Origin of the sequence: Litchfieldella xinjiangensis (assembly GCF_000759345.1) — a bacterium.
In the GTDB taxonomy this organism is placed as follows: domain Bacteria; phylum Pseudomonadota; class Gammaproteobacteria; order Pseudomonadales; family Halomonadaceae; genus Litchfieldella_A; species Litchfieldella_A xinjiangensis.
In genome coordinates this window covers 78478-104718 of record NZ_JPZL01000002.1, presented here as the reverse complement: position 1 = coordinate 104718, position 26241 = coordinate 78478, and the positions used below count along the sequence as shown (strand labels likewise).

Here is a 26241-nt window from a genome sequence, read left to right as displayed (position 1 = left end):
GTTAGTAATCTAGCTTTTCGTTCGGACGCTGACATGTCAACACTGCTCGGCAAACGTATCCTGCTCGGCATCAGTGCCGGCATTGCCGCTTACAAGAGCGCCCACCTGGCACGGCTTCTCAAGAAAGCCGGTGCCGAGGTGCGCGTGGTGATGACCGACGGTGCCCAGGCGTTCATCACACCGCTGACGCTGCAGGCGCTCACCGGCGAGGCGGTGCGCACCTCGCTGCTCGATCCCGAGGCGGAAGCCGGCATGGGCCATATCGAACTGGCCCGCTGGGCGGAGTTGATCCTCGTCGCACCGGGCACCGCCGACCTGATGGCAAGACTGGCCAACGGCATGGCCGATGATTTGCTCACCACCCTGTGCCTGGCCAGCGATGCCGAGCGTGCCATGGCGCCAGCCATGAACCAGGCCATGTGGCGCCACCCGGCCACCCGACGCAACGCCGCCCGGCTCGAGGCCGACGGCTGGGCACTGCTGGGCCCCGATGCGGGAGATCAGGCCTGCGGGGATATCGGCCCTGGCCGCATGCTCGAGCCCGAGGCGATCGTCGCTCGCCTGAGCGAGGGCGCCGATCACGCAGCGCGCCAGGATGGTACGCGCCGCCCGGCCAACGGCCTGCGATTCGTGATCACCGCCGGCCCCACCCGCGAGCCCATCGATCCGGTGCGCTATCTCTCCAACCACAGCTCGGGCAAGATGGGCTATGCGCTGGCCGAGGCCGCGGCCCGCCTGGGTGCCGAAGTGATTCTAATAAGCGGCCCGGTGAGTTTGACGCCACCTGCCGGCGTAAGGCGTATCGACGTGACCACGGCCGAGGACATGCTCGAGGCGGCGACACGCCACGCCGTCGAGGCCGATGTCTTCATCGGCTGCGCCGCCGTCGCCGACTATCGCGTGGCATCGCCTGCCGAGCACAAGCTGAAGAAACAGCCTGGGCAGGATGACCTTCATCTGCACCTGATTCAGAATCCGGACATCATCGCCGAAGTCGTCCGGCAGCGTGCCGGCAGTTGGCCCCTGGTCGTCGGCTTCGCGGCCGAGACCCGCGACCTAGAAGCGCATGCCCGCGACAAGCTGTCTCGCAAACGTCTCGACATGATCGTCGCCAACGACGTCGCCCAGGAAGGCCTGGGATTCGGCTCGAATGACAATGCCGGCCTCGTGCTGTGGCCTGGAGCGGATGGCGTGGCGGAATGCCGTGAGTTGCCAAAGCAGACCAAGCAGGCCATGGCCGCTACCCTAATCGACACGATTCTCGAGCGCCTCGACGCGCACCGGCGCATCATCGCCGCCGAACAGGAACCTTCATGACCGATACGCTGCCTATGCCGGAAACCCAGACGACACCCACCGCCAAGCCCCGGCTTGCCGTCAAGATTCTCGACGAGCGGGTGCATGACTTCCCGCTGCCCACCTATGCCACCACGGGCAGTGCCGGCATGGACCTGCGAGCGATTCTCGATGCGCCATTGACCTTGGCACCCGGCCAGAGCGAGCTGGTGCATACGGGGCTTGCCATACACATTGCCGACCCCGGCCTGGCAGGCGTGATCCTGCCCCGCTCGGGCCTGGGTCACAAGCATGGCATCGTGCTCGGCAATCTGGTGGGGCTGATCGATTCGGACTACCAGGGCGAGCTGATGATTTCGGTCTGGAATCGCAGCCAACGGGCCTTCGTGCTCGAGCCGGGAGAACGCCTGGCACAGTACGTGCTCGTACCGGTGGTACAGGCCGAACTCGAGGTGGTGGAGGATTTCGACGCCAGCCTGCGCGGCAGCGGTGGCTTCGGCAGCTCCGGCCGCCACTGAACAGAACACACCGTCCTGGCTCGGCGCGGTCCACGGCAAATCGCCGTCATGGAGGAACAGCCGAGCCCCAAGCTGAGGAGCCGTCGCGTGCGTGCAGCGCGCTTCCAACTGGAACCACGACTTAGGGATAGATTATGAGCCAGACAACTAACGTACCCGCATCGATCTTCCGCGCTTATGACATTCGCGGCATCGTCGATGACACCCTCACCGAAGACGCCGTCGAGCTCATCGGCCGCGCCATCGGCAGCGAGGCCGCCGCACGTGGCGAATCGAGCGTGATCGTCGCCCGCGATGGCCGGCTGTCAGGGCCTCGCCTGCAGGAGGCCATGATCCGTGGCCTTACCGCCAGCGGCCGCGACGTGATCGATATCGGCATGGTGCCGACCCCGGTGCTGTACTACGCCACCAACACCCTGCAGGACACCACCTCTGGAGTCGTGATCACCGGCAGCCATAACCCGCCCGACTACAATGGCTTCAAGATCGTGCTCGGCGGCGAGACGCTATCCGGCGAAGCGATCACCGCGCTGCATACGCGCATCGAGAAAGGCGACTTCACCGAAGGCCAGGGTAGCGTTCGCCAGGAAGACGTGCGGGATGCCTACCTGGATCGCATCGTCGGCGATATCTCGTTGGCGCGTCCGATCAAGGCCGTGGTCGATTGCGGCAATGGCGTCGCCGGTGAGCTCGGTCCCAAGCTGGTCGAGCGCCTGGGTGCCGAGACCATCCCGCTGTTCGCCGAGATCGATGGCAATTTCCCCAACCACCATCCCGACCCCGGCAAGCCTGAGAACCTCAAGGACCTGATCCGCACCGTAAAGGAGACCGGTGCCGATGTCGGGCTGGCTTTCGACGGTGATGGTGATCGCCTCGGCGTGATCACGCCCAAGGGCGAACTGATCTATCCCGACAGGCTGATGATGGCCTTCGCCGAGGATATGCTCGAGCGCAACCCGGGCGCCCGGGTGATCTTCGACGTCAAGTGCACCAGCAACCTGGCGCAGGTGATCGAGAACGCCGGCGGCACGCCCGAAATGTGGCGTACCGGCCACTCGCTGATCAAGGGACGCATGAAGGAAACCGGCGCCCTGCTGGCCGGCGAAATGAGCGGGCACATCTTCTTCAAGGAGCGCTGGTACGGCTTCGACGACGGCATCTACGGTGCCGCTCGCCTGCTCGAGATTCTCGCCAAGCAGGGTCTCGACGCCGATGCCTTCTTCGACCGTTTCCCCCAGGATATCGGCACCCCCGAACTCAATATCGAGGTCACCGACGAGAACAAGTTCGATATCGTCGAGCGCCTGGCCCGGGACGGCGATTTCGGCGAGGATGGCGTCAAGACGACCCTCGATGGTATCCGTGTCGACTATCCCGATGGCTGGGGCCTGTGCCGCGCCTCCAATACCACCCCGGTACTGGTGCTGCGCTTCGAAGGCAAGAGCGAGGCCGCCCTGAAGCGCATTCAGGACAGCTTCGGCGCCGCCCTGAAGCAGGTCGAGCCGAATATCGAACTGCCCTACTGATCCAAGATGAGCGGCCCGCGACGCCTACCTGGCGTCGCGGGCACGACGAGAGAGTTCAATGACCGAACACACCCGCGACCCCCGCCAGGTGGTCGAAGTCCTTTCCGAAGCCCTCCCCTATATCCAGCGCTTTTCCGGCAAGACGATCGTCGTCAAATACGGCGGCAACGCCATGACCGAGGATACGCTGATCGACTCCTTCGCCCGCGACATGGTGCTGCTCAAGGAAGTCGGCATCAATCCGGTCGTCGTGCATGGCGGCGGCCCGCAAATCGGTGAGTTGTTGGCCAAGCTCAAGATCGAGTCGCGCTTCGTCAATGGCATGCGCGTCACCGACGCCGAAACCATGGATGTCGTGGAAATGGTACTCGGTGGCCTGGTCAACAAGAGCATCGTCAACCTGATCAACCAGTGTGGCGGCCAGGCCATCGGCCTGACCGGCAAGGACGGTGCTCAAATTCGTGCACGCAAACTCAAGGTCGAGCACAAGACGCCGGAAATGACCGCGCCGGAGATCATCGACATCGGCCATGTCGGTGAAGTCGAGCACGTCTCCACCGATCTGATCGAAATGCTCGCCGAACGTGATTTCATTCCGGTAATCGCCCCCATCGGGGTGGATGACAAGGGCAACAGCTACAACATCAATGCCGACTTGGTCGCCGGCAAGATCGCCGAAGCGCTGAGCGCCGAAAAGCTGATGCTACTGACTAATGTTGCCGGGTTAATGAATGCCGAGGGCGAGGTCATGACCGGCCTGTCGACCCAGCAGGTCGATGCGCTGATCGCGGACGGAACCATTTATGGCGGCATGCTCCCCAAGATTCGCTGCGCCCTGGATGCCGTCAAGGGCGGCGTGGAGAGTGCCCATATCATCGATGGCCGCGTTCCCCACGCCTCGTTGCTGGAGATCTTCACCAATGCTGGGGTAGGCACGCAAATCACCCCCTCGGGCCGGACTGGCATGGACTAAACTCGAGCAGCAAGCGAGGCTCAAGCGAAGCGTTGCTCCGCCGTTAACCTGACAGTAGGATGAGACTAACAACGAATCATTAGAAGAAAACCATGACGCAGGAACCAGATAAGCAGAGTCGCCGCGACCAGATTCTTCAGTCGCTGGCACTCATGCTCGAAGAAGATAGCGGCAAGCGCATCACCATTGCCTCCCTGGCCCGCCAGGTCGGGGTCTCGGAGGCGGCCCTCTATCGCCATTTTCCCAGCAAGGCACGCATGTTCGAAGGGCTGATCGAGTTCATCGAAGCGACGCTGTTCGAGCGCATCCGGCGCATCCTCGACGATACCCCGGACGCGCTGCCCCGCTGCCAGCAGATCATGATGCTGCTGCTGGGGTTCGCCGAAAAGAACCCGGGGCTCTCGCGGCTACTGGGTGGCGATGTGCTGACGGGCGAAACGTCGCGTTTGCGCCAGCGCATGAATCAGTTGTTCGAACGGCTGGAAACCCAGCTCAAGCAGATCCTGCGCGAAGCGGAAATACGCGAAGGTCGTCGCACGACACTACCGGCCGCCAGCGCGGCCAACCTGCTACTGACCTATGCTGAAGGCTGTATTACCCAATACGTCAGAAGCGATTTTCGTCGACGCCCTACTGAACACTGGGAAGCGCAGTGGCCTGTGCTGGCCAACCAGTTACTCATGGACGTGCCGCATATCGCCCGTGCCTAGCGCTACCCGGCTCACCCACAAAAAACCCCGGCCTTGGCCGGGGTTTTTTGTAAAATCATATTAGCGAGGCTTTCGGATTACGCCGCCAAGGTGTCGCCAAGCTGCGCCTTGATCTTGTTCATGGCGTTCTTCTCGAGCTGACGAATACGCTCGGCAGACACACCATAAACGTCCGCCAACTCATGCAGGGTGGCCTTGGGCTCATTGAGCCAACGCCGTTGCAGGATATCCCGGGAACGATCATCCAGAGACTCCAGCGCCACTTGCAACCGCCGTGAGGAGTCCTCCTCCCAGTCGCTATCCTCGAGCTGCACGGCCGGGTCGTAACGAACGTCCTCGAGGAAATGCACGGGTGCCTGATAACTGGACTCATCGTCATCGCTAGGAGACGCATCGAAGCCCGCATCGTAGGCAGAGAGACGCCCTTCCATGTCACGCACGATCTCGGGCTTGACGTCGAGATCCTTGGCAATGGCCTCGACTTCGTCATTGTTCAGCCAGGCCAGGCGCTTCTTGGCACTGCGCAGATTGAAGAACAGCTTGCGCTGCGCCTTGGTCGTGGCGATCTTGACGATCCGCCAGTTCCGCAAAACGTACTCATGAATTTCGGCCTTGATCCAGTGCACCGCGAACGACACCAGGCGCACGCCCTGGGTGGGGTCGAACCGCTTGACGGCCTTCATCAAGCCCACGTTGCCTTCCTGGATCAGGTCCGCCTGCGGCAGGCCATAACCGGAATAACTACGTGCGATATGCACCACGAAACGCAGATGCGACATGACCAGACGACGCGCGGCCTCGAGATCGCTCTGCTCGTGCAGGCGAAACGCCAGTTCGCGCTCCTCCTCGGCCGTCAGCACGGGTATGCCATTGACGGCCTGAATGTAACCATTCAGGTCATGGCCCGGTGAAAGCTGACCGACTGGCTGAAGACGGGTGCTCATTGCCTATGTCTCCACGTCAAGATGTCTAGTTAGGTGCCTAATGATATCGACCTCTACTAGGAACGCAATATCGGCCGAAGGTTCCCGGCGATGACGTTGAAAACCGCCTTGCGGGACGCCATGTCCTGCACGTTGCTCAGTGCGCTCGCATCTGGGCCAAGTGACGGCCGACGGCGATCCATGCGCCCAGCAGGCCCAATAGTGTACTGCAAAAGAGTAGTACTGCCGAGCCCGAAGCATCCAGGCGAGGCAGCTGGTAATGTGCACCATAGCTTTCTGCAAGTGCCGCGACCGGCATTGCCAGCCACTGCCCGCCGAGGCTCAGCAGGGCCCAGGCCAGCAATCCACCGCCCAGACCGTACCAGGCGCCGCTGTAAAGAAACGGCCGCCGTACGAACGCATGGGTGGCTCCGATCAGCGTGACCACTTCGATCTCCTGTCGCCGACTCTCTACGGCCAGGCGTACGGTATTGCCGACGATCAACAATACACCCAGACCGAATAGCGCTCCCAAGGCGATGGCCAGGTGATGGCCCAGCTCGGCCAGACGCCGAAGGCGTTCGAGCCACGCCAGATCAAGGCGAACATCCGCCACGCCCTGGATGCTCCCGAAAGCCTCGGCCAGGTCACGTACGGCGTCGGGGGCGGGATTCACCGGCGTGATCACCACGCTCGCCGGCAGGGGGTTGGTCTCGAGGCGGCTCAATGCATCGTCGAGTCCCAACGCCTGCTGGAACTCCGCCATACCCTCAGCCGCCGTGATCAGGCGCGTTCCGGCCACCCCATCATGCGCCGCGAGCGCCTGTTCGACACGCTGGGCCTGGGCATCGTCGATCTGCGTCTCCAGGTACACCGTCAAGGTCGCGCTCTGCTCGAGCTCGGTATCGATCAGGCGGGCGCTGTCGAGGGTCAGCCATAGCGCTGCCGGCAACACCAGCGCGATGGCGATGGCCAGCATGGTCAGCATACTGCCCAGGGGGTGACGAATCAGCCGACCCGCGCTATCCAGGCACATGGCCCGATGGTGGCGTGCCCAGGCTCGCACTCGGCTGCGGGGCCGGGTACGTTGCGCGCGGGCGCCTCGACGGGGAGAGGGTGACGGCCTGGGGTTCATTCGGCCCCCTCGTCGGCCACCAGCCGACCTTCTCGAAGCCGAAGCACGCGATGACGCAAACGAGCGATCAAGGCCAGGTCGTGGCTGGCAATCATTACGGTGGTACCGATTCGGTTGAAATCTTCGAAAAGCTGCATGATATCGGCGGAAAGTTGCGGGTCGAGGTTGCCGGTCGGCTCATCGGCCAGTAGCAGTGCCGGTTTGTTGACCACCGCCCGGGCAATGCCCACGCGCTGCTGCTCACCGCCGGACAGTTCGATCGGCAGTGCCCTCTCGCGATGCAACAGCCCGACCTTGTCGAGGGCCGCACGTACGCGACGGGCCGCCTCTCGAGGCTCGACGCCCTGGATCTCCAGGGGCAACGCGACGTTGGCGTAGATCGACCGGTCGAACAGCAACTGGTGGTCCTGGAAGACCACGCCGATCTGGCGCCGGTAATAAGGAACCTGGCTGGCATGCAGGCGGCCGATATCGTGCCCGGCCACCAGCACACGGCCGCGGGACGGGCGTTCCAGACGCATCACCAGACGTAGCAACGAACTCTTGCCCGCCCCGGAGTGGCCGGTAAGGAAGACCATCTCACCGCGCCCGACATGGAAGTCGATATTGGCGAGGGCCTCGAACCGGCCCCCGTAACGCTTGCCGACGTGTTCGAAGGCGATCATGAACGGGCGATTTCCTGCCTCACGGCCGTTCCTCGGCGCTGAACAGCGCTTCGACGAAATCCTGTGCCGCGAAGGGACGCAGGTCATCGAGGCTTTCACCCACCCCGATATAGCGGATCGGCGTGCCCAATTGCTTGGCCAGGGCAAAGATGATGCCGCCTTTGGCGGTACCGTCGAGCTTGGTCAGGGTAATGCCGGTCACCGGGACGGCCTCGTTGAAGGTGCTGGCCTGGGACAGCGCGTTCTGGCCGGTGCCGGCATCCAGTACCAGCATCACCTCGTGTGGCGCCGTGTCATCGATCTTGCCCATCACCCGGCGGACCTTCTTGAGCTCCTCCATGAGCGGGCCTTTGTTGTGCAGGCGACCCGCAGTATCGGCAATCAGGATATCGACATTACGTGCCTTGGCGGCGGACAGGGCATCGAAGATCACCGAGGCGCTGTCCGCCCCGGTATGCTGGGCGATCACGGGGACATGATTGCGCTCGCCCCATACCTTGAGCTGTTCGACGGCCGCGGCCCGGAAGGTGTCACCGGCCGCCAGCATCACACTGCGCCCTTCGGCCTGGAAGTGCTTGGTCAACTTGCCGATGGTGGTGGTCTTGCCGACCCCATTGACCCCCACCATGAGAATCACGAAGGGCCCCTGGCCCTTGGGCGGCAGCTCGAGGGGCTGGGCGACCGGCGCGAGCAGGGCCGTGAGTTCCTCCTGCAGTGCACGGTAAAGTGCCTGCGGCTCGTTGAGTTCCTTGCGCGAGACGCGGTCGGTCAACCGCTCGATGATCTCGGTGGTCGCATCGATACCCACGTCGGCCATCAACAACTGGGTCTCGAGATCCTCGAGCAGCTCGTCGTCGATCTGCTTCTTGCCAAGGAACAGGTCGGCGAGCCCGCCGGTCAGGTTGGCGCGGGTCTTGCCAAGCCCGGCGCGAATGCGGGCGAACCAGCCCTTCTTTTCGGTTGCGGCTGGCTTTTCGGGTGCTGCCGGCTTTTCGGGGGCGGTATCCGCTATCGGTGAAGCCGTTTGATCGGGCTGGTGGGGCTCCTCGGATGTCGTTGAGGCCCCCTCCTCCGCCTCGGGCGTTTTCTCGAGTGGGGAACCGGGCTCAGGACGGGAGGGCTCGGGATGAGGTTGCGGCTCAGGCGCATGGGTGGCCTCTGCAGCCTGCTTGGCCACGGCATCCTCGGCCAGATCGCTACGCGGGGTCTCGACTGGCGTTTCCTCGAGGCCCGTCTCGCCATCACGAGGATCGATGTCGCCGTCGAGTACCTGACGAGCCGCCTCACGCTCGGGCTCCCGAGGTTCGATCTCGACGACTTCGTCACGCTCAGGATCGTGCTCGTGAACCGGCGCCTCGGCCGGGTCGTCTGAGCGCGCTTCTTCGGCTAGCTCATCATTCGACAGCGCCTCGTCCTGAGTGCGCTCGGCCTGGGTCTCGTCCTGCTTCTTCTTGCGCTTGAAAAATCCGAACATGGGTTGATCTGTACTCGCCGCTGAAGAATCGGATCATCCTACCATCGCGAACCATGACTGTGGATAACACGGGCGCTACAATTGCTCGCCATGAACCGTCGATCCTCCTCCCGCCCCCGCCGCGGGAACCCCAAGAATGTCGCTCCCCCTGCTGCCGGACACAAGGGCAGCGGCAAGCTGCGCATCATCGGCGGTGAATATCGCCGTCGCCTGCTGCCTATACTCGACAGCCCGGGCCTGCGCCCCACACCGGATCGCGTGCGAGAGACGCTGTTCAACTGGCTGGCCCAGGCGTGTCCTGGCGCTAGCGTGCTGGACCTTTATGCCGGCACCGGCGCCCTCGGCCTGGAAGCCCTCTCGCGGGGCGCGCGGGCGGCCTGCTTCGTCGAGAAAAACCCGGCCGTGTCCAGGGCCCTGAAGGATAACCTGAACACGCTTGACGCCCGGGGCGAGGTCGTGGCGGCCGATGCCGCTGCCTTCCTCGAAGGACCTGCTTCACCCTACGATCTCGTCTTCCTCGACCCCCCGTTTCGGCAGGACCTGGCCGCCGTGTCATGCCACGCACTGGAAAACCGCGGCTGGCTTGCCGCTGTAGCGTATATCTATGTGGAGACGGAACATGAACTCGAGCCCGACGTGCCCGCCAGTTGGGAGCGACACCGCGAGGTGAGGGCCGGTGACAGTACGGGACGCCTCTACCGGCGAACGGCGTCGCCACCCAGCGACGGTTGCTGAGCCGCGAGAGGCGGCGTACGCTGCGGCCTGACGAGCCCCGGATATGCATGCCAGCATCGACCCGATGCCGCATAGCAGCCGCAAGATACCAGGAGAACAGGATGAGCATCGAACTCTTCAATCAACTCGAGCAGAAGGTCACCAACGCCGTCGAAGCCATCGAAATGCTGAAGATGGAAGCCGAGGAGTTGCGCGAGGAGAACGCTCGCTTGAAGCGGGAACACGACGAGTGGGAACAGCGCCTCAATGCGCTGCTGGGCAAGTTCCAGGAGCTGGAATCCAGCGACACCGATTCCACCGTCTCCTGAATTTCGATACCCATTCAGACTTGCCAAGCGCGCCCGCGTGGCGCGTTTGGCGTTAGGGCAGGCGGGCCTATACGGGACGCGACATGAGCAAGGCGTCTTCCCGTGGCAAATGCGCCGACGCTGCCGGATAGTATCCTTGGCGACGACTGTCCTCGCTAAATCCAAAGCGACGATAGAGCGTAATCGCCGCCCGATTGCCGACCCTGACCTCGAGCAGCCAACGCTCGCTACCCCACGCCCTTGCCTGGTTGAGCAACGCGTTCATCAAGGCCTTGGCGATACCTCGACGACGCGCCTCGGGAGCCACGGTAACCGCCTGCAGCTCGGCATCGAAAGGCTGCCGGGCGAGAATGGCGAATCCCAGCAGTTCGTCCTCCTCGTACGCCCCCCAGACCGCCACCTGAGGATCGTTCAGTGCTTCCGCCAAGTGAGCTCGCGACCAGGGAAACTCCTGGCCAGCCTGCTCAATGGCATGCACCTCCTCCAGATGGAGCGGCGCCAGACGCTGCAGGCTGGGCTCAGTCATGGGACGTGCGCCCTTGGCGCCAGGATGTTTGCCACGACTTGAGCAGCGGAAGTATGGCGCGCTTGGCTTCGGCGCGGGAGGCCAGCGCATCGAACGAGGGCCCCCGCCAGACGGGAAGGCCGAGTAGTGTGGCGTATTCGTCCTCGATTGCCAGCACGTCCGCCAGCGTCTCGTCCTCGCCAAATAACAGCAGTCGTTCGGGATGCCATCCCTCACGTCCGGCCAGGAAGGCACGAAGCCCCTCACGCGCTTCGTCGAGCGGCGACTCCACGGGTAGCCCTTCCATCATCGGCCAGCGAAACGTCTGGAATTCGATCGCATGAGCCGGTTCGATGCCGGCGGCTGCCAGGATATTGCTCAACAACTGGCGTGACATTCCCGAAGGCGGTGCCTCCTCGGGGGTCCATACCAGCCAGCGCCGATCGAGAGCAGCGATTTGCAAGGTAAAGCGCAACGGCTGCTGGGGTGTCGTACCCTCTGCAGCGGCCGCCTCGCTTGTGGGCTCGCTAGCGACGTGCCGTTCGGGTGTGTCTGGTTGCTTGGGGACTTCGGTCGGCGAGTCGCCGAGCAGCGCCCGCGCCCGCCCATGCGGACGCGACGGGGGCGCGCTCGGGGTAGACGGCGCCGCCGCCGGGCTCTCGGGTATCGCTTCCAGCAGGTGATGCAGCCGCTCATTGGGTGACTTGGCGGGCGGCTCCTCGGGCAGCACCCACTCGCACTCGGGCGTTGGGCGGGCATTGGGCAGGCGATAGCGCCCCGTCCAAGCCGTCAGGCCCATCGCTTCAAGGTACTGGAGGCGCTGCGGTTCGGTGGTCACGCCTGGCTACCGCCCCGGCAGTTGGGTGAATCCGGGCGGTTTCCGCCGCGCGATTGCCACTCTTGCGGCGTATAAAGGTGCAGTGCCAGGGCGTGCACTGGCCCGGACAGCTCTTCGGCCAGCACCGCGTAGATCTGCTGGTGCCGCTTCACCGGCATCAGCCCCTGAAAACGGGACGAGACCAGGGTCACCTTGAAGTGCGTCTCGGAATTGGCCGGTACACTGTGCCTGTGGCTCTCGTTCTCGACTTGCAGAAAGTCCGGCTCGAGCGCCTGGAGCTTGTCTTCGATACTCGCCTGGATACTCATGGCAATTGTCTCATTCATGGGTGCGCTCCGTGTCGGATGACCCTTCTCATTGTAACCACTCACTTCGCCTGCTGCGATGTCTGTACGGCGTCTGTGTCGCCGTTCGGCGCGGCCGCCGTCAGCGGGATGCGCCTCATACTCACCAGCACGGCCAGCGCCAAGGCCGCGGCGCCGATCCACAGGGTGCCCTGAACCGAATCTAGCCCCGCCGCCAATACCATGCCGACCAGTGCCACACCCAGCGACTGGCCCATGGTGCGAGTGGTGCTCATCATGCCCGAGGCATTGGCACTGCGCGCCTTGGGCACACTACTCATCATTTCGCGATTATTGGGCGCCTGAAACAGACCAAAGCCCAACCCGCACAAGGCCGTGCGCCACAGGCTATCGGCGAGACTCGCCTGGGGATCGAGCAATGCCAGCGACACCAGCCCGCACAGCAACAGCACGAGCCCGAGGGTGGATAACGCGGTGGGATTCATCCGATCGGCCAGGCGTCCAGCCAACGGGGCGGCAAACATGATCGTTAACGGCCAAGGTGTAAACAGCCAGGCGGTTTCCAGGGGCGTCATGCCTCGCTCCTGCTGGTACAGGAACGATAGCGCCACGAAGGCCAGGCCCTGACCGATGAAGGCCAGGCCGGATACCATGATCGCCAGACGAAAGCGCGGCTCGTCGAACAGGGTCAATGGCAACAGGGGATGACTCGCTCTGCGCTGGCGACGCAGGAACAGCCACAAGGCCCCGAGGCTGGCCATCAGCAAGCCGGCAATTTCCCAGCCGGCCCCCCCATGGCCCAGGGTATCCAGTGCCAGGAACAGCCCCGCCAGCATCAGGGCTGAATAGACCGCCCCGAGCATGTCGAAGCCACCCTGGCGGCGTGGCTCAGTCGGCAGCGCTCGCCATGCCATGGTCAGCGCCAGCACCCCGAGCGGCACGTTCATGGCGAATAGCCACGGCCATTCGACCATGGAAAGCACCACCCCGCCCAGGGTCGGGCCCGAGGCATATCCCGCTGCCACGACCATGCCGCTGATTCCCATGGCAGCACCCAGCAGGCGTGTAGGAAAGATCATCCGGTACAGCGACGGCCCGATCGACAGGGTGGCAGCGGCACCCAGCCCCTGCAGCCCTCGAAAGAGAAGCAGGACCTCGAGCGAGCGCGCCAGCGACGCCCCCAGCGAGGCCAGGGTGAACACGGCCAGCCCGGCCATGTAGAGTCGTCGCCGGCTGAGCAGCTCACTCAGCGAGGCAAACAGCAACAGGGTGGCTGCGCAGACGATCTGGAAGATGCTCAGCACCCACACCGCCCGCGACGCGGGCACCTCGAGATCCCGGGCGATCGACGGCAGGGCGATATTGATCATTGTGGTATCGATAACCGACAACAAGGTGCCAAGCACCATCGCGACCACGGCGAGCCGTCGTTCGCGACCGGGGAGGCCATCGTCACCGGGCCGGGTCTCGAACAGTCGAATCATGGGGTTCCTGTCCGTGCTATGACAACGTGCGATAAAAAAACCGGCCGCAGCCGGTTACCGAAGACGCGCCGGGCCGGGCCCGGCTGGTCTCAGTTTCAGTCCTGATCGGCTTCCATCATGAGCGAATCGTCGAGCTCGGCGATCTCCAGTGGTGCCTCGTCATCCAGGTCGACAGCCAGATAGCTGTGCTCGACCTGTACGAAGCGCTGGAATAGCGCCCAGTCCAGCGTCTTGGGCCATTGGCGCTCGTCTTCTTCCCAGGCGCGCAATTCGCTTTCGAGAATCTCGACGTAGCGCTCACGCACAAAGGCCTGGAGCGCCTCCGGGGTGTCCATCTCGGGGATCAGGTAGACGGTATTCTCATGATCGACATCGTCGAGCGTCAGGTCGTCGTCGCCGATCGTCGGCTCCAGGGAGTTGATCCAGTCCAGAAAGGCCTGGGTCGGCTTGACGCTCAGGGCGGAGCGGTTGAGCAGCTTCATCGGTCTCTCCTCGACGTCGAAACGCAGATCATTATGGGTGCTAGCCTCACCGCTTACCAATACTTCCCGAAGGAATCGCCCTCAGGGCGACTCCGTCACGGGCCGCATCGCGGGGAACAACAGGACATCGCGGATCGATGGGCTATCGGTAAACAGCATCACCAGACGGTCGATACCGATGCCTTCGCCCGCCGTGGGGGGCAAGCCGTACTCCAGGGCACGCACGTAGTCGGCATCGTAGTACATCGCCTCGAGATCACCGGCGTCCTTCTCGGCGACCTGGGCGCGGAAACGCTCGGCCTGATCCTCGGCATCGTTGAGCTCCGAGAAGCCATTGGCGATCTCGCGACCCCCGACAAAGAACTCGAAGCGGTCAGTGACGAAGGGGTTCTCGTCGTTGCGACGCGCCAGCGGGCTGACTTCGGCGGGATACTCGGTGATGAAGGTCGGCTGGTCGAGGCGGTGCTCGGCGACCGCCTCGAAGATCTCGGTCTGCAGCTTGCCGAGGCCCCAGCTCTCTTTGACGGCGATTCCCAGGCGCTTGCAGGTTGTCTGCGCGCCTTCCAGGGTATCGATATCGCCTTCGTTGATCCCTTCGCCATGCTCAAGAATCGCCTGGCGCAATGTCAGACGGGTGAACGCCTGGCCCAGGTCATATTCAGTGCCCTGGTAATTCAAGACGCTGGTGCCCAGTACCTCCTGCGCCACGCTACGAATCATCGTCTCGGTCAGGTCGAGCAGATCCTGATAATCGGCATAGGCCCAGTAGAATTCGAGCATGGTGAATTCGGGATTGTGACGCGTCGACAGCCCCTCGTTGCGGAAGTTGCGGTTGATCTCGAACACCCGCTCGAAGCCGCCCACGACCAGACGCTTGAGATAGAGCTCGGGGGCGATGCGCAGGTACATGTCGAGATCCAGCGCATTATGATGCGTGATGAACGGCCTGGCCGCGGCGCCGCCGGGAATCTGCTGCAGCATAGGCGTTTCGACTTCCATGAAACCGCGGGCCTCGAAAAAGCGCCGTATCGCGCCGATCACGCCGGCACGCACCTCGAACACACGGCGCGATTCAGGATTCATGATCAGGTCGACGTAGCGCTGGCGATAGCGCGCCTCGAGATCGGTCAAGCCATGGAACTTGTCGGGCAGCGGGCGCAGGCTCTTGGTCAGCAGCTTGGACTCGGTCATCATCACGTAGAGATCGCCCTTGCCGGACTTGTGCACCGGACCGCGTGCCGCAACGATGTCGCCGATGTCCCAATCCTTGATGTCCTCGAGCACGAGCTCGGGCAGGCCTTTCTTGTCGACGTAGAGCTGGATCTGTCCGGACACGTCCTGGATGACGATGAACGGACCCCGCTTGCGCATGATGCGCCCCGCGACGGCCGCCTGGTGGTCGAGCGTTTCGAGCTCCGCCTTGTCCTTGTCGCCCAGGGCATCGATCAGCTCGACGGCCAGGGCGTCACGACGAAAATCGTTGGGAAAGGCGCTGTCGCCGGCTTCGGCGGCTCGCTCACGACGTGCCGCCAGCTTGCCGCGTCGCTCCGCGATCAGGTGGTTTTCGTCGTGCTGGGTAGAATCCTGGTTCGCCATTGCTCTGCCTATGAAATGATGGGTCGTCGTAACTTGCAGCGGGTAGCGCCGGATCAAAGCCCTTGCTTGAGGCTGGCCTCGATAAACTGATCCAGGTCGCCATCGAGAACCTTCTCGCAGTTGCTGGTCTGCACGCCGGTCCGAAGGTCCTTGATGCGCTGGTCATCGAGCACGTAGGAGCGAATTTGGCTACCCCAGCCAATGTCGGCCTTGGAATCCTCGGCCTCCTGCTTGGCTGCGTTGCGCTTTTGCATCTCATGCTCCCAGAGCCTCGCCTTCAACTGCTTCATGGCGAAGTCGCGGTTGGCATGCTGGCTGCGCTGGCTCTGGCAGGCGACGACGATACCGGTCGGCTCGTGGGTGATCCGCACGGCCGAATCGGTGGTGTTGACGTGCTGGCCGCCCGCCCCGCTCGAGCGATAGGTGTCGGTGCGCAGGTCGGCCGGGTTGATCTCGACCTCGAAGTTGTCATCGACTTCCGGCGACAGGAAGACCGAGGCAAACGAGGTGTGGCGACGACCGCCGGAATCGAACGGGCTCTTGCGTACCAGGCGATGCACGCCGGTCTCGGTACGCAACCAGCCAAAGGCGTAGTCACCCTGGACGTGGATGGTCGCCGACTTGATACCGGCTACCTCGCCGGCGGAGACCTCGACGATTTCGGCCTTGAAGCCGTGGTGCTCGGCCCAGCGCAGGTACATGCGCAACAGTATGTTGGCCCAGTCCTGGGCTTCGGTGCCGCCCGAACCGGCCTGGATGTCGAGATAGGCGTTGTTCTCGTCCATCTCGCCGGCAAACATGCGGCGGAATTCGAGCTTTTCGAGGCTCTGCTCAAGCCCCGCCAGCTCGCGCTGAACCTCGGCGACGGTATCTTCGTCCTCTTCCATCACCGCCAGCTCCAGCAGGTCACGGCTATCGCCCAACCCTTGGTCGAGCTCATCGATCGTCGCGACCACGGCTTCGAGCGAGGCCCGCTCCTTGCCCAGCTTCTGAGCGTAATCGGGGTCGTTCCAGATCGCCGGGTTCTCCAGCTCGCGGGTGACTTCCTCTAGCCGATCCTTCTTTTCGGCATAGTCAAAGATACCCCCTCAGGACGTCTGTCCGCTGGGACAGGTCCTTGATGAGGTTGTTGATCGGGTTGATCTCTTGCATGGATGGTCTGCCTGAATGCTGCGGATGAAACGGCCGCCACGGCAAACGCACCGTGCGGCCGGGCAAAGGCCATCATTGTAGCGAAATCCCCCCACAGCGGCCATCCACCCTCGCCGCGAACGATACGGCAACGATGAAACGAAAGGACCCGGCCGAAGCCGGGTCCTGTACAGGTACCGCGAATACCGATTGCCGGATGGCGTTAGAAGCGGTAGGTCAACTGCGCGCCGAAGCCGTGGGCTTCATTTTTATAATCGGCTGTATAGGTTGAAGTGATAAAGCCACTCGCATCCTGCCGTTCCTGATCCACCTGTGTGCTACGCTCCGTCAAATAAGAGTAGGCAAGGTCCACTGTCAGATTATCAACCGGTGTCCAGCCAGCGCCAAGGGAGAAGATGCGCCGATCATCGGAGGGTATGCGAGCACTACGGAACTCGTCACTAGTAGGCGTATTATCAATGGTCACGCCAGCGCGCAAGACCCACTGCGGATTGAGTTGGTATTCGCCGCCAGCGGCAAAAGCCCAGGCATTCGAGTATGCCTGTTGTTCATAGGTAATCGGCTCACCACCAGTATCTCTCGGATCAGTTACACGGATCTGATCGAAGCGGCTCCAGCGAGTCCAAGAAGCGCCAAACATCAACTTCAAACTATCACTCATCTGCTGAGTAACGGAGAAATTGATGGTCTCTGGTGTGGTCAGATCAAGCTGAGCATCACTTTCCTGCGACTCTCCAGTGAGCGGGTTGATGTAAATATCACCATTAGCATCACGCGCATGATAATCACCCTCCAAGGTATAGCTGACCTTTGAGCGATAGGTCAGGCCAAGGGTGGTTTCCGGCACAGGTTGGTATATCACGCCGACGTTATATCCCCAATTATCGTCGTCACCTTCGACACGCGCATCAAGCTCTTGGGTTCCATTGGGCCCAATGATTGGGCTACCACCTGGACCAACGCCTATGATGCCGAATGTAGGTGTGGGAACCTGTCGATGAAGCTCTCCTTCCACACGGTTATAAGTAATACCTGCACCCACCGACCACTGCTCATTGAAGCGATAGGACACCGTCGGCTGAGCACTCATCACCTTCAATTCGGTATAATTGCCCAAATTACGGCCAATAAAGCCATTTTCGTAATCGGTGTTGGAGCCGAACGGCGCATAGACGCCAAAGCCAAAGGCCAACTTGTCATTGACCGGCTGAGCATAGAAAGCGAAAGGAATGAGCGTACCCGGAACAATGTCACCTTCTGACGTACCCTCTAGGGGGGCGCCATTGCGAGTTGCACTGGCATCGTCAATATCTGTACTGACATTAAGATACGTACCCCCCACCGTTACCTGGGCACGATCGAGGAAGGACATCCCCGCGGGGTTGCCGAAGACGATGGTGGCGTCATTGACATTGGAGCTGCGCCCGGCGTGGCCATAGCCCTGGCCGCTGACGCTCTGTTCGTTGACTTGATAGCCGCCGGCGCTGGCCTGGCTGGCGAGGGTGGCTGCGGCAATCGCGACCGCCCAGGAAAGCTTGTTCTTGTACATGGCGTGAACGTCCTTTTCCAGGCAGGGCTGGAAGTGGTTACGGTCTTGCCCGTCCGGGCAAGGGTGTGCCCTCCCTTTTTGACCTAAAGCGAAGCGTGGATCAAGGCCAAACGTTCGTTTTAATCCATAAACCGCTAATACTTTGGTATGGCATCTACCGCATCCATTGAACTTTCAGCGGTTTAGCGAATCGCGCCCAGATCAGGGCATCGTGACGTGCCCTCCCTTGACCCTTGGGTAACACCTAGGTTTTACACTGAGGTCATTCGAGCCCACTGGCTAGATTCGCCGAGGTGCCCATCATGAAAGTCAATCAATTAGCCAAGGCCGCCGGTGTCACGGGCGAGACAGTGCGCCATTACACCCGCGAAGGCCTGCTGTCGCCGCGCCGCGATCCGGATAACGGCTATCAGCTCTATGACACGGCCGATCTCGGACGGCTGCGATTCATTCAACGTGCCCGCACATTGGGGTTCAGTCTGCGTGAGATCGCCGACATTCTGCAGCATGCCGATCAGGGCGACTCCCCTTGCCCTCTGGTGCGTGACTTGTTGGCACAGCGCCTACCTCAGGTACGTGAGCGTATCTGCGAACTCGAAGCCTTGGCGGCCCGTATGGAGCAGGCACTGGAGAGCTGGGCCGACATGCCGGATGGCACACCCAACGGCCATAGCATCTGCCGCCTGATCGAAAGCTTCCCACAGGACACCTCGGCGTGTTGCGCCGCTCAGGAGCGCTCATGACTTCTGCCACCCTCGTTCAGCGCCACGTCCCTGGCATGAGTTGCCAAGGCTGTGTGAGCAAGATGCGCCGTGCCATTGAGGCGCGCGACCCCGACGCCGAGGTAATCGGCGTTCCCGACGAGAAGCGTCTCGATGTCACCACGGTACTCGCCCCGGAGGAGGTCGACCGCCTTCTGCACGAGGCCGGCTATCCACCGCAACGTTCCGATGATGCACAAGATGCCTCGCAGCCCGACGATGCCCCACAGACGCGCCACCCTATTGAGCGCCAGGTGCCCGGCATGAATTGCCAAGGCTGCGTGAACACCATGCGCAAGGCCATTCTGGCCCAGGACCCCGAGGCAGAGGTCCTTGGAGAGCCGGCCGAGAAACGCCTGACCGTGGTTACTACGCTAGACAGTGATTCGCTGGATGCAGTGCTACGCGACGCAGGCTACCCGCCAAGTGACGACGCTTTCGCTGAGAAAACGGGGACCGAGTCAGCCGAGCCATCGGCGGCGCTGGCTGCTACGCCAACCGACAGCGACGCTTCGCCCGAAAACGCTGCAACAGAGGAAGCCGAGCCCGCCAAGCCGGCGACCGAGAGCGGTGCCGACCAACGCCTGGCGATCACTGGCATGACCTGCGCCAGTTGCGTGCGTACCGTGCAGGATGCGTTGAACCACGTACCCGGCGTCACCCACGCCAGCGTCAACTTCGGCACGCAGACCGCCCAGGTGCACGGCGACGCCAAGCAGGCGGATCTGATCGCGGCAGTGGAAGGTGTCGGCTACGGCGCCGAACCGATCGTCGATCTACGCCAGGCGGAAGAGGCCCGGACCCGGCGCGAGGCCGAGTCCTATCGTCAACGCCTGCGTGGCAGTGTGATCTCCTTGGCCCTCGCCGTACCGCTGATGGCCAGCATGTTTTTCTTTCATCCCCACCCGATGGGGAGCGGGCGCCTCTATTGGGCAGTGATCGGGCTGCTGACCCTGGGGGTGCTGGCAGGCCCCGGGCGGCATTTCTTCGTCAATGCCTGGAAACTCTTTCGACATCATCAGGCCAACATGGACACACTCGTGGCCATGGGCACCGGCACCGCCTGGCTCTACTCCATGATCGTCGTGCTGTTCGCCCCCTCGCTGCCCGAGGCAGCGCGAGGCATCTATTTCGAAGCCTCGACCATGATCGTCGGCCTGATCCTGCTTGGCCAGGCGCTGGAACTCAAGGCACGGGGACGCACCAGTGCCGCACTCAAGCGCCTGCTCGATCTGCAGAGTCGGACGGCCCGGGTGATCCGTGACGAAGGCGAATTCGAGGTCGCTCTCGACCAGGTGCGCCGTGGCGACCGCATCCGGGTGCGTCCCGGCGAGCGGCTGCCGGTAGACGGCGACGTCATCGAGGGGACGAGTCATATCGACGAGTCGATGCTGACCGGCGAACCGCTGCCCGTGGCCAAGCACAGCGGCGATGAAGTGAATGCCGGCACCGTCAACGGCAAGGGTGGGCTGGTCTACCGGGCAACGCGGGTCGGGGCCGACACACGCCTGGGGCAGATCACCGAACAGGTGGCGCGTGCCCAGGATTCTCGCCCACCCATCGGCGAACTGGCCGACAAGGTCTCGAGTATCTTCGTGCCCAGCGTAATGATCATCGCCGTGCTCACGGCGCTGGTCTGGTTCAATTTCGGCGCCGAGCCGCGCATCGTTCATATGCTGGTCACGGCGACGACCGTACTGATCATCGCCTGCCCCTGTGCGCTGGGGCTGGCCACACCGATCTCGACCATGATCGGGGTCGGAAAGGCGGCCGAGCACGGCGTACTGGTTCGCAATGGGGAAGCGCTGCAGACAGCCAGCCGCTTGACCACGCTGGTCGTGGACAAGACCGGCACCCTAACCGAAGGCAAGCCGCGAGTGACGGAGGTCGAGCTGTTCGAGGCCAATGAAGTCCATGTATTGGGGCTGGTTGCGGGGCTGGAGCGAGGCTCGGAACATCCGCTGGCGACCGCCCTGCTAAATCATGCCGACGCCGCCGGCGGTCACGCGACCGAGGTATACGATTTCGAAAGCATGACCGGGCGCGGCGTACTGGCCCGCGACGCCCAGGGCCAAGTCCTGCGCCTGGGCAATGCCCGCATGATGGAAGAGGCAGGCATCGACCTGGCGCCCGGTCGTGAGCTCGCCGAGCGACTGGAAAACCGGGCGCGCACCGTGGTCTACCTGGGCGTGGGCGACCGGCTCGCCGCCGTATTCGGTATCAGCGATCCCCTTCGTAGCGATAGCGTAGCCGCCGTGAAGCGGCTGCAGGCGGATGGGCTCAAGGTCATCATGCTCACTGGCGACAACGTTCATACCGCCGCCGCGATCGCCGCCGAGGTGGGTATCGACGACTTCCGGGCGGGGCTTCTCCCCGAGGACAAGCACGCCGAGATCGAGCGGTTGCAGCAAGCGGGTGAAGTGGTCGGCATGGTGGGTGACGGCATCAACGATGCTCCCGCCCTGGCCCGCGCCAATGTTGGCTTCGCGATTGGCCAAGGGACCGATGTGGCCATCGAAAGTGCCGGCATCACGCTGATGCGCGGATCGTTGCATGGCATCGCCGATGCCATCGAGATCAGCCGCGCTACCCTGCGCAACATCAAGCAGAACCTGTGGGGCGCCTTCGGCTATAACGCCCTGTGTATTCCGATCGCTGCAGGGGTGTTGTACCCCTTTACCGGTACGCTGCTGTCTCCGATGATCGCCGGCGCCGCCATGGCCGCCTCGTCGGTCACCGTGGTCAGCAACGCCAATCGCCTGCGCTTGATGAAAACCTCGGCAAGCGGGCAAGCCTCACCAAGCCCGAATGGCTCGGCGGCACACGTCACTCATAAGGAGGCATCATCATGACCTGGATCGTCAATGTGGCCGGCCTCGGCCTGATCGCGGCTATCGTGTGGTGGTTCTGGGGTGCGCCCCGCTGGAGGCGAGACTGAGATGGATAACCACCTGCTAGGCTTGAAGGACACCCCGACAGGAGCAAGTACAATGCCCAAGCTCAACGGCGTGCTGGAAACCGCGCTTTACGTCGAGGACATGGACCGGGCGCGAGTCTTCTTCGAGGGCGTGATGGGCTTGACGGCCTTTACTGCCGATCATCGCTTCACAGCCTACGATGTGGGCGCCGGCTCGGTACTGCTGCTGTTCCTGCGTGGCGAGACCCTTGAAACGGTGCATCTTCCCAAGGGCATGGGCACCATCCCGCCGCATGACGGCCAAGGGCGGGTGCACATGGCCTTTGCCATCGCCATCCGGGAACTGGCAGCGTGGGAATCACAGCTCGACGACCATGGTATTGCCATCGAAGGTCGTACGCATTGGCCGAAAGGGGGTGAAAGCCTCTATTTCCGGGACCCGGATGGCCATTTGCTCGAACTGGCGACGCCGGGCGTATGGCCTAACTACTAGGCCTTCCAGGCTGGATCAGCTGACCCCAATGTAGCGTCCGGGCTTGTGGTTCATGGCGATGATCATGTTCAGTGCCAGAGCGCCCAGTACCGACAGCGCCACGCGATCCAGAGGCAGCATTGCCAATGCGGTCAGCAGGATCAGGCCATCGATTCCCAGTTGCACATAGCCGGCTCGCCAGCCGTAACGCTCCTGCAGGAAAAGCACCAGAATATTGATCCCTCCCAGGCTGGTGCGATGGCGGAACAGTACCAGCATGCCGATGCCGACCAGGCTTCCTCCCATCAAGGCGGCGTAGAAAGGCGCTAGATAGTCGATGTGGATCCAACGGCCGGTGAGTTCGGAAAACAGCGATACCAGGCCGATGGCGAGAAAGGTACGCAACGTAAACGGCCATCCCATACGGCGTATCGCCAGGTAATAAAACGGCAGGTTGATCAGAAAGAACCAGATGCCGAAACGCCAGCCCGTCGCATACTGCAGCAACAGGGCTACCCCTGCGGTACTGCCGGTCAGCAGTGTGGCCTGAGTGTAAAAGCTCACCCCCAGCGACACGAAAAGTGTGCCGAGCAGGATGGCTAGCAGGTCTTCATGCAATCGATGGGGATCGCCCTGGGGTTCGTACATACGTGTCCTGATAGTAGCTAGGTAAGCGCCTCGGCATGCTCGATCATGAGCTGCAGCGACTCGCGCCCCTTCCAGCGATTGCGCGATAGCTTGAAGGCGCAGTGAAGCTTCGCACCCAGCCCAAAACCCGGCACCTCGCCAGGGCTCAAGGCACGAAACCAGATCGCCCTGACGCTGACACCGCCTTGCGAGAGCCCCAGCATCAGGTGGTTACCGTCGGCACCGACGGCCCGCAGCTGCTCGACCAGGAACGTGCCCTCGAAGAGCGGTGCATCGAATTCACGACCGTAAGGAGCCAGACGCTCCAGTTCATCCAGGGTGGCGAGGGCCAACTGTTGCGTCTCGAGCGCACCATCGGTAAAGACGCAGGGGAACAGCTCGCGGGTACCCAGCTGCTCGCCCACGGCCTGCTGGAACGCTGCAAGAAAGGTGTCGAGCTGAGTTTCGGGCAGGCCGATGCCCGCCGCCCCGCGGTGGCCACCGAACCGCGGCAGCGCCTCGGGTGCAAGATCATGGGCACGTTGCAGTGCCTCGCGTAAGTGCAGCCCTTCGATGGAGCGCCCCGACCCGGTCAACATGCCGGGCGCCGCGGCCCGGGTGAGCACCAGCGTCGGGCGGCCAAAGGCCTGGACCAGGCGCGACGCCACGATGCCCTGCACACCGGCATGCCCATCCTCGAGGAACACCACCAGGGCCGGCACCCCCTTGTCCAGCTGCGGCATGGCCAGGCGGCGTGCCTCTTCGGTCATGTCGGCCTCGATGGCCTTGCGCGACTGGTTATCTTGATCGAGCACATCGAGATGTTGCCGGGCCATGCCATCGTCGGCGGCAAGCATGTAATGCAGCGCTGCATAAGGGTCATCGAGGCGCGACCGCGCATTGATACGAGGGCCCATCTGGAATGCCAGGGTCTCGGCATCGAACGGCACGCTATCCGCACCCAGACGCTCCGCCATGGCTCGCCAGCAGGCGGCATCCATGCGATTGATCAGCTTGAGACCGTGGGTCACCACGGCGCGATTGGCCGCACTGCCGCCCAGGGAGACGCAATCGGCCACGGTGCCCAACGCCACGTAGGAAAGCCACGCTGACAGTTTGGGCGTGGCCGCGGGAATCGCGCCCCATTCAATCAGTACGCTACGGGCCAGCGACATCATCAGCCAGGCCACCATGCAGCCGGCGATGGTGCGATCGGGATAAGAACAGTCGTCTCGTGTGGGATTGATGCAGGCGTAAGCCGATGCCGGCGGCCCCTCGAGCGGCAACGCGTGATGATCGGTGACCACCACGTCGATTCCCGCCGCCTTGAGCCGGGCGATACGCGGTTCATCGGAGGAACCGCAGTCCGCGGTGATGACCAGACTGGGGCGCGGCGAGAGCTTGAGCGCCCGTTCCACCAACGGCAGGCTGATGCCATAGCCATCGTTGATGCGATGGCCGATCAAGCTGTGCAGCTTATGACCGGGCACGCCGAATAGCTCGCTCAAGGTGCGCAGGATCACCACGTGCGAGGTGATACCGTCGACATCGTAGTCGGTGAGAATGCCGATATGCTCACCTTCTGCCACCGCCTGGGCGATGCGCTCGGCCCCGCGCCGGGCATCGGCAAGCCGCTCGGGATGTTCGAGACAGCCCAGGCTGGGTGAAACCAGCGGCGCAAGCTCACCCTCGTATCCGGCCAGACGTCCGGCCAGGATCCGCGCCTGGAGCTCGGTCAGCCCCTCGGCTCGCGCACGGGCGAATAGCGCTTCGTCACGAGGGCGCGGCAGGATACGCGGGCGCAGACGCTCGGCAGCCGAGTTCGGTGCGGTCATTTCAAGTACAGCCATGGTTAGCGGCGATGCTCCGCCACGAATCGCTGGACCTCGGTCAGTTCGGCCGGTAGCACCTCATAACGCTCCTCGCGCTCGAGCAAGTCGTCCATATGCGCCGGCAGCGGTACCCCGGAGAAGCCCGCCTTGACGACCGCCTCGGCGAACTTGGCCGGATGGGCAGTGGCCAGGGTGATCATCGGGGTCGCGGTATCGGCACGCGCCTGCTCGGCCGCGCGATAGCCGGTCGCGGTATGCGGATCGAGCAGCTCCTTGGTGCGATGGTGCGCTTCGCGTATCACTTCGAGGATCGTATCGTCGTCGACGCTGTGGCTCGAGAATTTCTCTCTCAGGCGCGACAGCGGAGCCTCGGCCAGCGCCGTGGGCTCGTGCTGGAAACGCTCGAGCAGGTCGCGCACGGCGTCGCCGTCACGCTCATAGGCTTCGAACAGCAGCCGCTCGAAGTTCGACGACACCACGATGTCCATGGAGGGCGCGAGCGTCGCAAGCAGTTCCTGCTTGGAGAAGTCGTTGTCGGCCAGGGTACGATGCAGAATGTCGTTGGCGTTGGTGGCAATGATGAACTGCTTTACCGGCAGCCCCATGCGATACGCCACGTAGCCGGCAAAAACGTTACCGAAGTTGGCCGAAGGGACGCAGAAGCTCACCTCGCGGCTTGGCGCCCCGAGTGCCACGGCGGAGGCCACGTAGTAGACGACCTGAGCCATGATACGCGCCCAGTTGATCGAGTTTACGGCCACCAGGCGCGTACCGTTGAGGAAAGCCTGGTCGGCAAAGCTCGCCTTGACCATTGCCTGGGCATCGTCGAAGTTGCCTTCGATGGCGATGTTGAAGACGTTATTGGCCAGTACCGTGGTCATCTGGCGCCGCTGCACCTCGGACACGCGGTTGTGCGGGTGCAGGATGAAGATGTCGAGATTGTCGCAATGGCGGCAGCCCTCGATCGCCGCCGACCCGGTGTCACCCGACGTGGCGCCCATGATCACGGCACGCTCACCGCGCTTGGCCAGGAAATGATCGAGGATACGGCCGAGCAGTTGCAGAGCGACGTCCTTGAACGCCAGCGTCGGGCCATGGAACAACTCGAGCAGGAAATGGTTGGCGTCGAGCTGGTTGAGCGGCACCACGGCATCGTGACTGAAGGTGGCGTAGGCATCGCGCACCAGGCCCCGGAAGGTCTCGTCGTCGATCTCGCCGGCGACGAAGGGCTTCATCACGCGAAACGCGATTTCGGCATAGGACAGGCCCGCCATGGCCTCGAGATCGTCACGCGAAAGTTGTGGAATCGTCTCCGGCACGTAGAGGCCGCCGTCGCTGGCCATACCGGTCAGCACGACTTCTTCGAAACTCAGTGCGGGCGCCTGCCCACGGGTACTGATATAGCGCATTTGATATTCCTGTCATCCAGCTCAAAGACATCCCGGGCCACCGTCATTC

25 protein-coding genes are annotated in these 26241 nt (G+C 62.9%); 10 read left to right on the top strand and 15 right to left on the bottom strand.

What is annotated here, in order from left to right:
- Window positions 1–33: 33 nt before the first annotated feature.
- The 5 genes from coaBC to slmA all read left to right on the top strand — a co-directional run bounded on the left by coaBC (window position 34) and on the right by slmA (window position 5023).
- A complete protein-coding gene (coaBC, locus tag JH15_RS08040; RefSeq protein WP_043529258.1) occupies window positions 34–1317 on the top strand; it encodes a bifunctional phosphopantothenoylcysteine decarboxylase/phosphopantothenate--cysteine ligase CoaBC in 1284 nt (427 codons plus the stop codon).
- The gene (gene dut, locus JH15_RS08035) at window positions 1314–1814 is read left to right on the top strand and encodes a dUTP diphosphatase (RefSeq protein WP_231566403.1); all 501 of its coding nucleotides are present in this window, start codon (window positions 1314–1316) and stop codon (window positions 1812–1814) included. The genes coaBC and dut overlap by 4 nt, the downstream gene beginning before the upstream one ends.
- Window positions 1815–1948: 134 nt before the next feature.
- Complete coding sequence (locus JH15_RS08030; protein WP_043529256.1) at window positions 1949–3340, top strand: phosphomannomutase/phosphoglucomutase; 1392 nt, start codon at window positions 1949–1951, stop codon at window positions 3338–3340.
- Between the two features lie 58 nt (window positions 3341–3398).
- On the top strand, window positions 3399–4313 hold the full coding sequence (gene argB, locus JH15_RS08025) for an acetylglutamate kinase (RefSeq protein WP_043529254.1): 915 nt from the start codon (window positions 3399–3401) through the stop codon (window positions 4311–4313).
- A gap of 92 nt (window positions 4314–4405) precedes the next feature.
- Window positions 4406–5023: a nucleoid occlusion factor SlmA gene (gene slmA, locus JH15_RS08020; RefSeq protein ID WP_043529253.1), complete on the top strand. Its 618-nt coding sequence runs from the start codon at window positions 4406–4408 to the stop codon at window positions 5021–5023.
- Between the two features lie 77 nt (window positions 5024–5100).
- Here the strand turns inward: slmA and rpoH are convergent, their stop codons facing one another.
- The 4 genes from rpoH to ftsY form a co-directional block, all read right to left on the bottom strand.
- On the bottom strand, window positions 5101–5967 hold the full coding sequence (rpoH, locus tag JH15_RS08015; protein WP_043529250.1) for an RNA polymerase sigma factor RpoH: 867 nt from the start codon (window positions 5965–5967) through the stop codon (window positions 5101–5103).
- Between the two features lie 136 nt (window positions 5968–6103).
- The gene (gene ftsX / locus JH15_RS08010) at window positions 6104–7081 is read right to left on the bottom strand and encodes a permease-like cell division protein FtsX (protein ID WP_043529248.1); all 978 of its coding nucleotides are present in this window, start codon (window positions 7079–7081) and stop codon (window positions 6104–6106) included.
- Window positions 7078–7746, bottom strand: coding sequence for a cell division ATP-binding protein FtsE (ftsE, locus tag JH15_RS08005; protein WP_043529247.1), 669 nt, complete (start codon window positions 7744–7746; stop codon window positions 7078–7080). Before ftsE ends, ftsX begins: the two co-directional genes overlap by 4 nt.
- Window positions 7747–7765: 19 nt before the next feature.
- On the bottom strand, window positions 7766–9220 hold the full coding sequence (gene ftsY / locus JH15_RS08000) for a signal recognition particle-docking protein FtsY (protein ID WP_043529245.1): 1455 nt from the start codon (window positions 9218–9220) through the stop codon (window positions 7766–7768).
- A gap of 90 nt (window positions 9221–9310) precedes the next feature.
- Between ftsY and rsmD the strand changes: the two genes are divergently transcribed.
- Entirely contained in the window at window positions 9311–9955 is a 645-nt protein-coding gene (gene rsmD / locus JH15_RS07995; protein WP_043529243.1) for a 16S rRNA (guanine(966)-N(2))-methyltransferase RsmD, read from the top strand.
- Between the two features lie 101 nt (window positions 9956–10056).
- On the top strand, window positions 10057–10263 hold the full coding sequence (locus JH15_RS07990; protein ID WP_043529241.1) for a cell division protein ZapB: 207 nt from the start codon (window positions 10057–10059) through the stop codon (window positions 10261–10263).
- Window positions 10264–10330: 67 nt separating this feature from the next.
- On the opposite strand, the gene rimI is transcribed toward JH15_RS07990, so the two are convergent.
- From rimI to JH15_RS07950, 8 genes are all read right to left on the bottom strand, one after another.
- Window positions 10331–10789 carry a ribosomal protein S18-alanine N-acetyltransferase gene (gene rimI / locus JH15_RS07985; RefSeq protein WP_043529239.1) on the bottom strand — a complete coding sequence of 153 codons (459 nt, stop codon included), beginning with the start codon at window positions 10787–10789 and terminating at the stop codon, window positions 10331–10333.
- On the bottom strand, window positions 10782–11606 hold the full coding sequence (locus tag JH15_RS07980) for a hypothetical protein (protein WP_043529237.1): 825 nt from the start codon (window positions 11604–11606) through the stop codon (window positions 10782–10784). Before JH15_RS07980 ends, rimI begins: the two co-directional genes overlap by 8 nt.
- Entirely contained in the window at window positions 11603–11914 is a 312-nt protein-coding gene (locus JH15_RS07975; protein WP_043530538.1) for a BolA family protein, read from the bottom strand. The genes JH15_RS07980 and JH15_RS07975 overlap by 4 nt, the downstream gene beginning before the upstream one ends.
- Window positions 11915–11973: 59 nt before the next feature.
- The gene (locus JH15_RS07970) at window positions 11974–13395 is read right to left on the bottom strand and encodes an MFS transporter (protein ID WP_197053292.1); all 1422 of its coding nucleotides are present in this window, start codon (window positions 13393–13395) and stop codon (window positions 11974–11976) included.
- A gap of 95 nt (window positions 13396–13490) precedes the next feature.
- Window positions 13491–13877: a hypothetical protein gene (locus JH15_RS07965; protein ID WP_043529235.1), complete on the bottom strand. Its 387-nt coding sequence runs from the start codon at window positions 13875–13877 to the stop codon at window positions 13491–13493.
- Between the two features lie 81 nt (window positions 13878–13958).
- Complete coding sequence (gene lysS / locus JH15_RS07960) at window positions 13959–15473, bottom strand: lysine--tRNA ligase (RefSeq protein ID WP_043529233.1); 1515 nt, start codon at window positions 15471–15473, stop codon at window positions 13959–13961.
- A gap of 53 nt (window positions 15474–15526) precedes the next feature.
- Window positions 15527–16625, bottom strand: a protein-coding gene (prfB, locus tag JH15_RS07955; protein ID WP_156105281.1) for a peptide chain release factor 2 whose coding sequence is annotated in 2 segments (ribosomal slippage) — window positions 15527–16549 and window positions 16551–16625 — 1098 coding nt in all. Because the reading frame shifts where the segments join, the coding sequence is not laid out codon by codon here.
- A 202-nt stretch (window positions 16626–16827) separates the two neighbouring features.
- The gene (locus tag JH15_RS07950; protein WP_043529231.1) at window positions 16828–18174 is read right to left on the bottom strand and encodes an OmpP1/FadL family transporter; all 1347 of its coding nucleotides are present in this window, start codon (window positions 18172–18174) and stop codon (window positions 16828–16830) included.
- A gap of 302 nt (window positions 18175–18476) precedes the next feature.
- Here JH15_RS07950 and JH15_RS07945 point away from each other — a divergent pair, with 302 nt between their 5' ends.
- From JH15_RS07945 to JH15_RS07935, 3 genes are all read left to right on the top strand, one after another.
- Window positions 18477–18917: a MerR family transcriptional regulator gene (locus tag JH15_RS07945; RefSeq protein WP_043529229.1), complete on the top strand. Its 441-nt coding sequence runs from the start codon at window positions 18477–18479 to the stop codon at window positions 18915–18917.
- 281 nt (window positions 18918–19198) lie between these two features.
- A complete protein-coding gene (locus tag JH15_RS07940; RefSeq protein ID WP_052384080.1) occupies window positions 19199–21787 on the top strand; it encodes a heavy metal translocating P-type ATPase in 2589 nt (862 codons plus the stop codon).
- A gap of 138 nt (window positions 21788–21925) precedes the next feature.
- On the top strand, window positions 21926–22345 hold the full coding sequence (locus JH15_RS07935) for a VOC family protein (protein ID WP_043529227.1): 420 nt from the start codon (window positions 21926–21928) through the stop codon (window positions 22343–22345).
- 15 nt (window positions 22346–22360) lie between these two features.
- On the opposite strand, the gene JH15_RS07930 is transcribed toward JH15_RS07935, so the two are convergent.
- The 3 genes from JH15_RS07930 to thrC are packed head-to-tail and all read right to left on the bottom strand — an operon-like array spanning window position 22361 to window position 26192.
- Complete coding sequence (locus JH15_RS07930; RefSeq protein WP_043529224.1) at window positions 22361–22972, bottom strand: YitT family protein; 612 nt, start codon at window positions 22970–22972, stop codon at window positions 22361–22363.
- 17 nt (window positions 22973–22989) lie between these two features.
- Complete coding sequence (locus JH15_RS07925; protein ID WP_052383974.1) at window positions 22990–24801, bottom strand: single-stranded-DNA-specific exonuclease RecJ; 1812 nt, start codon at window positions 24799–24801, stop codon at window positions 22990–22992.
- A 2-nt stretch (window positions 24802–24803) separates the two neighbouring features.
- Window positions 24804–26192 (bottom strand): threonine synthase, encoded by a 1389-nt coding sequence (thrC, locus tag JH15_RS07920; RefSeq protein WP_043529223.1) that lies wholly within the window; start codon window positions 26190–26192, stop codon window positions 24804–24806.
- Window positions 26193–26241 lie beyond the last annotated feature (49 nt).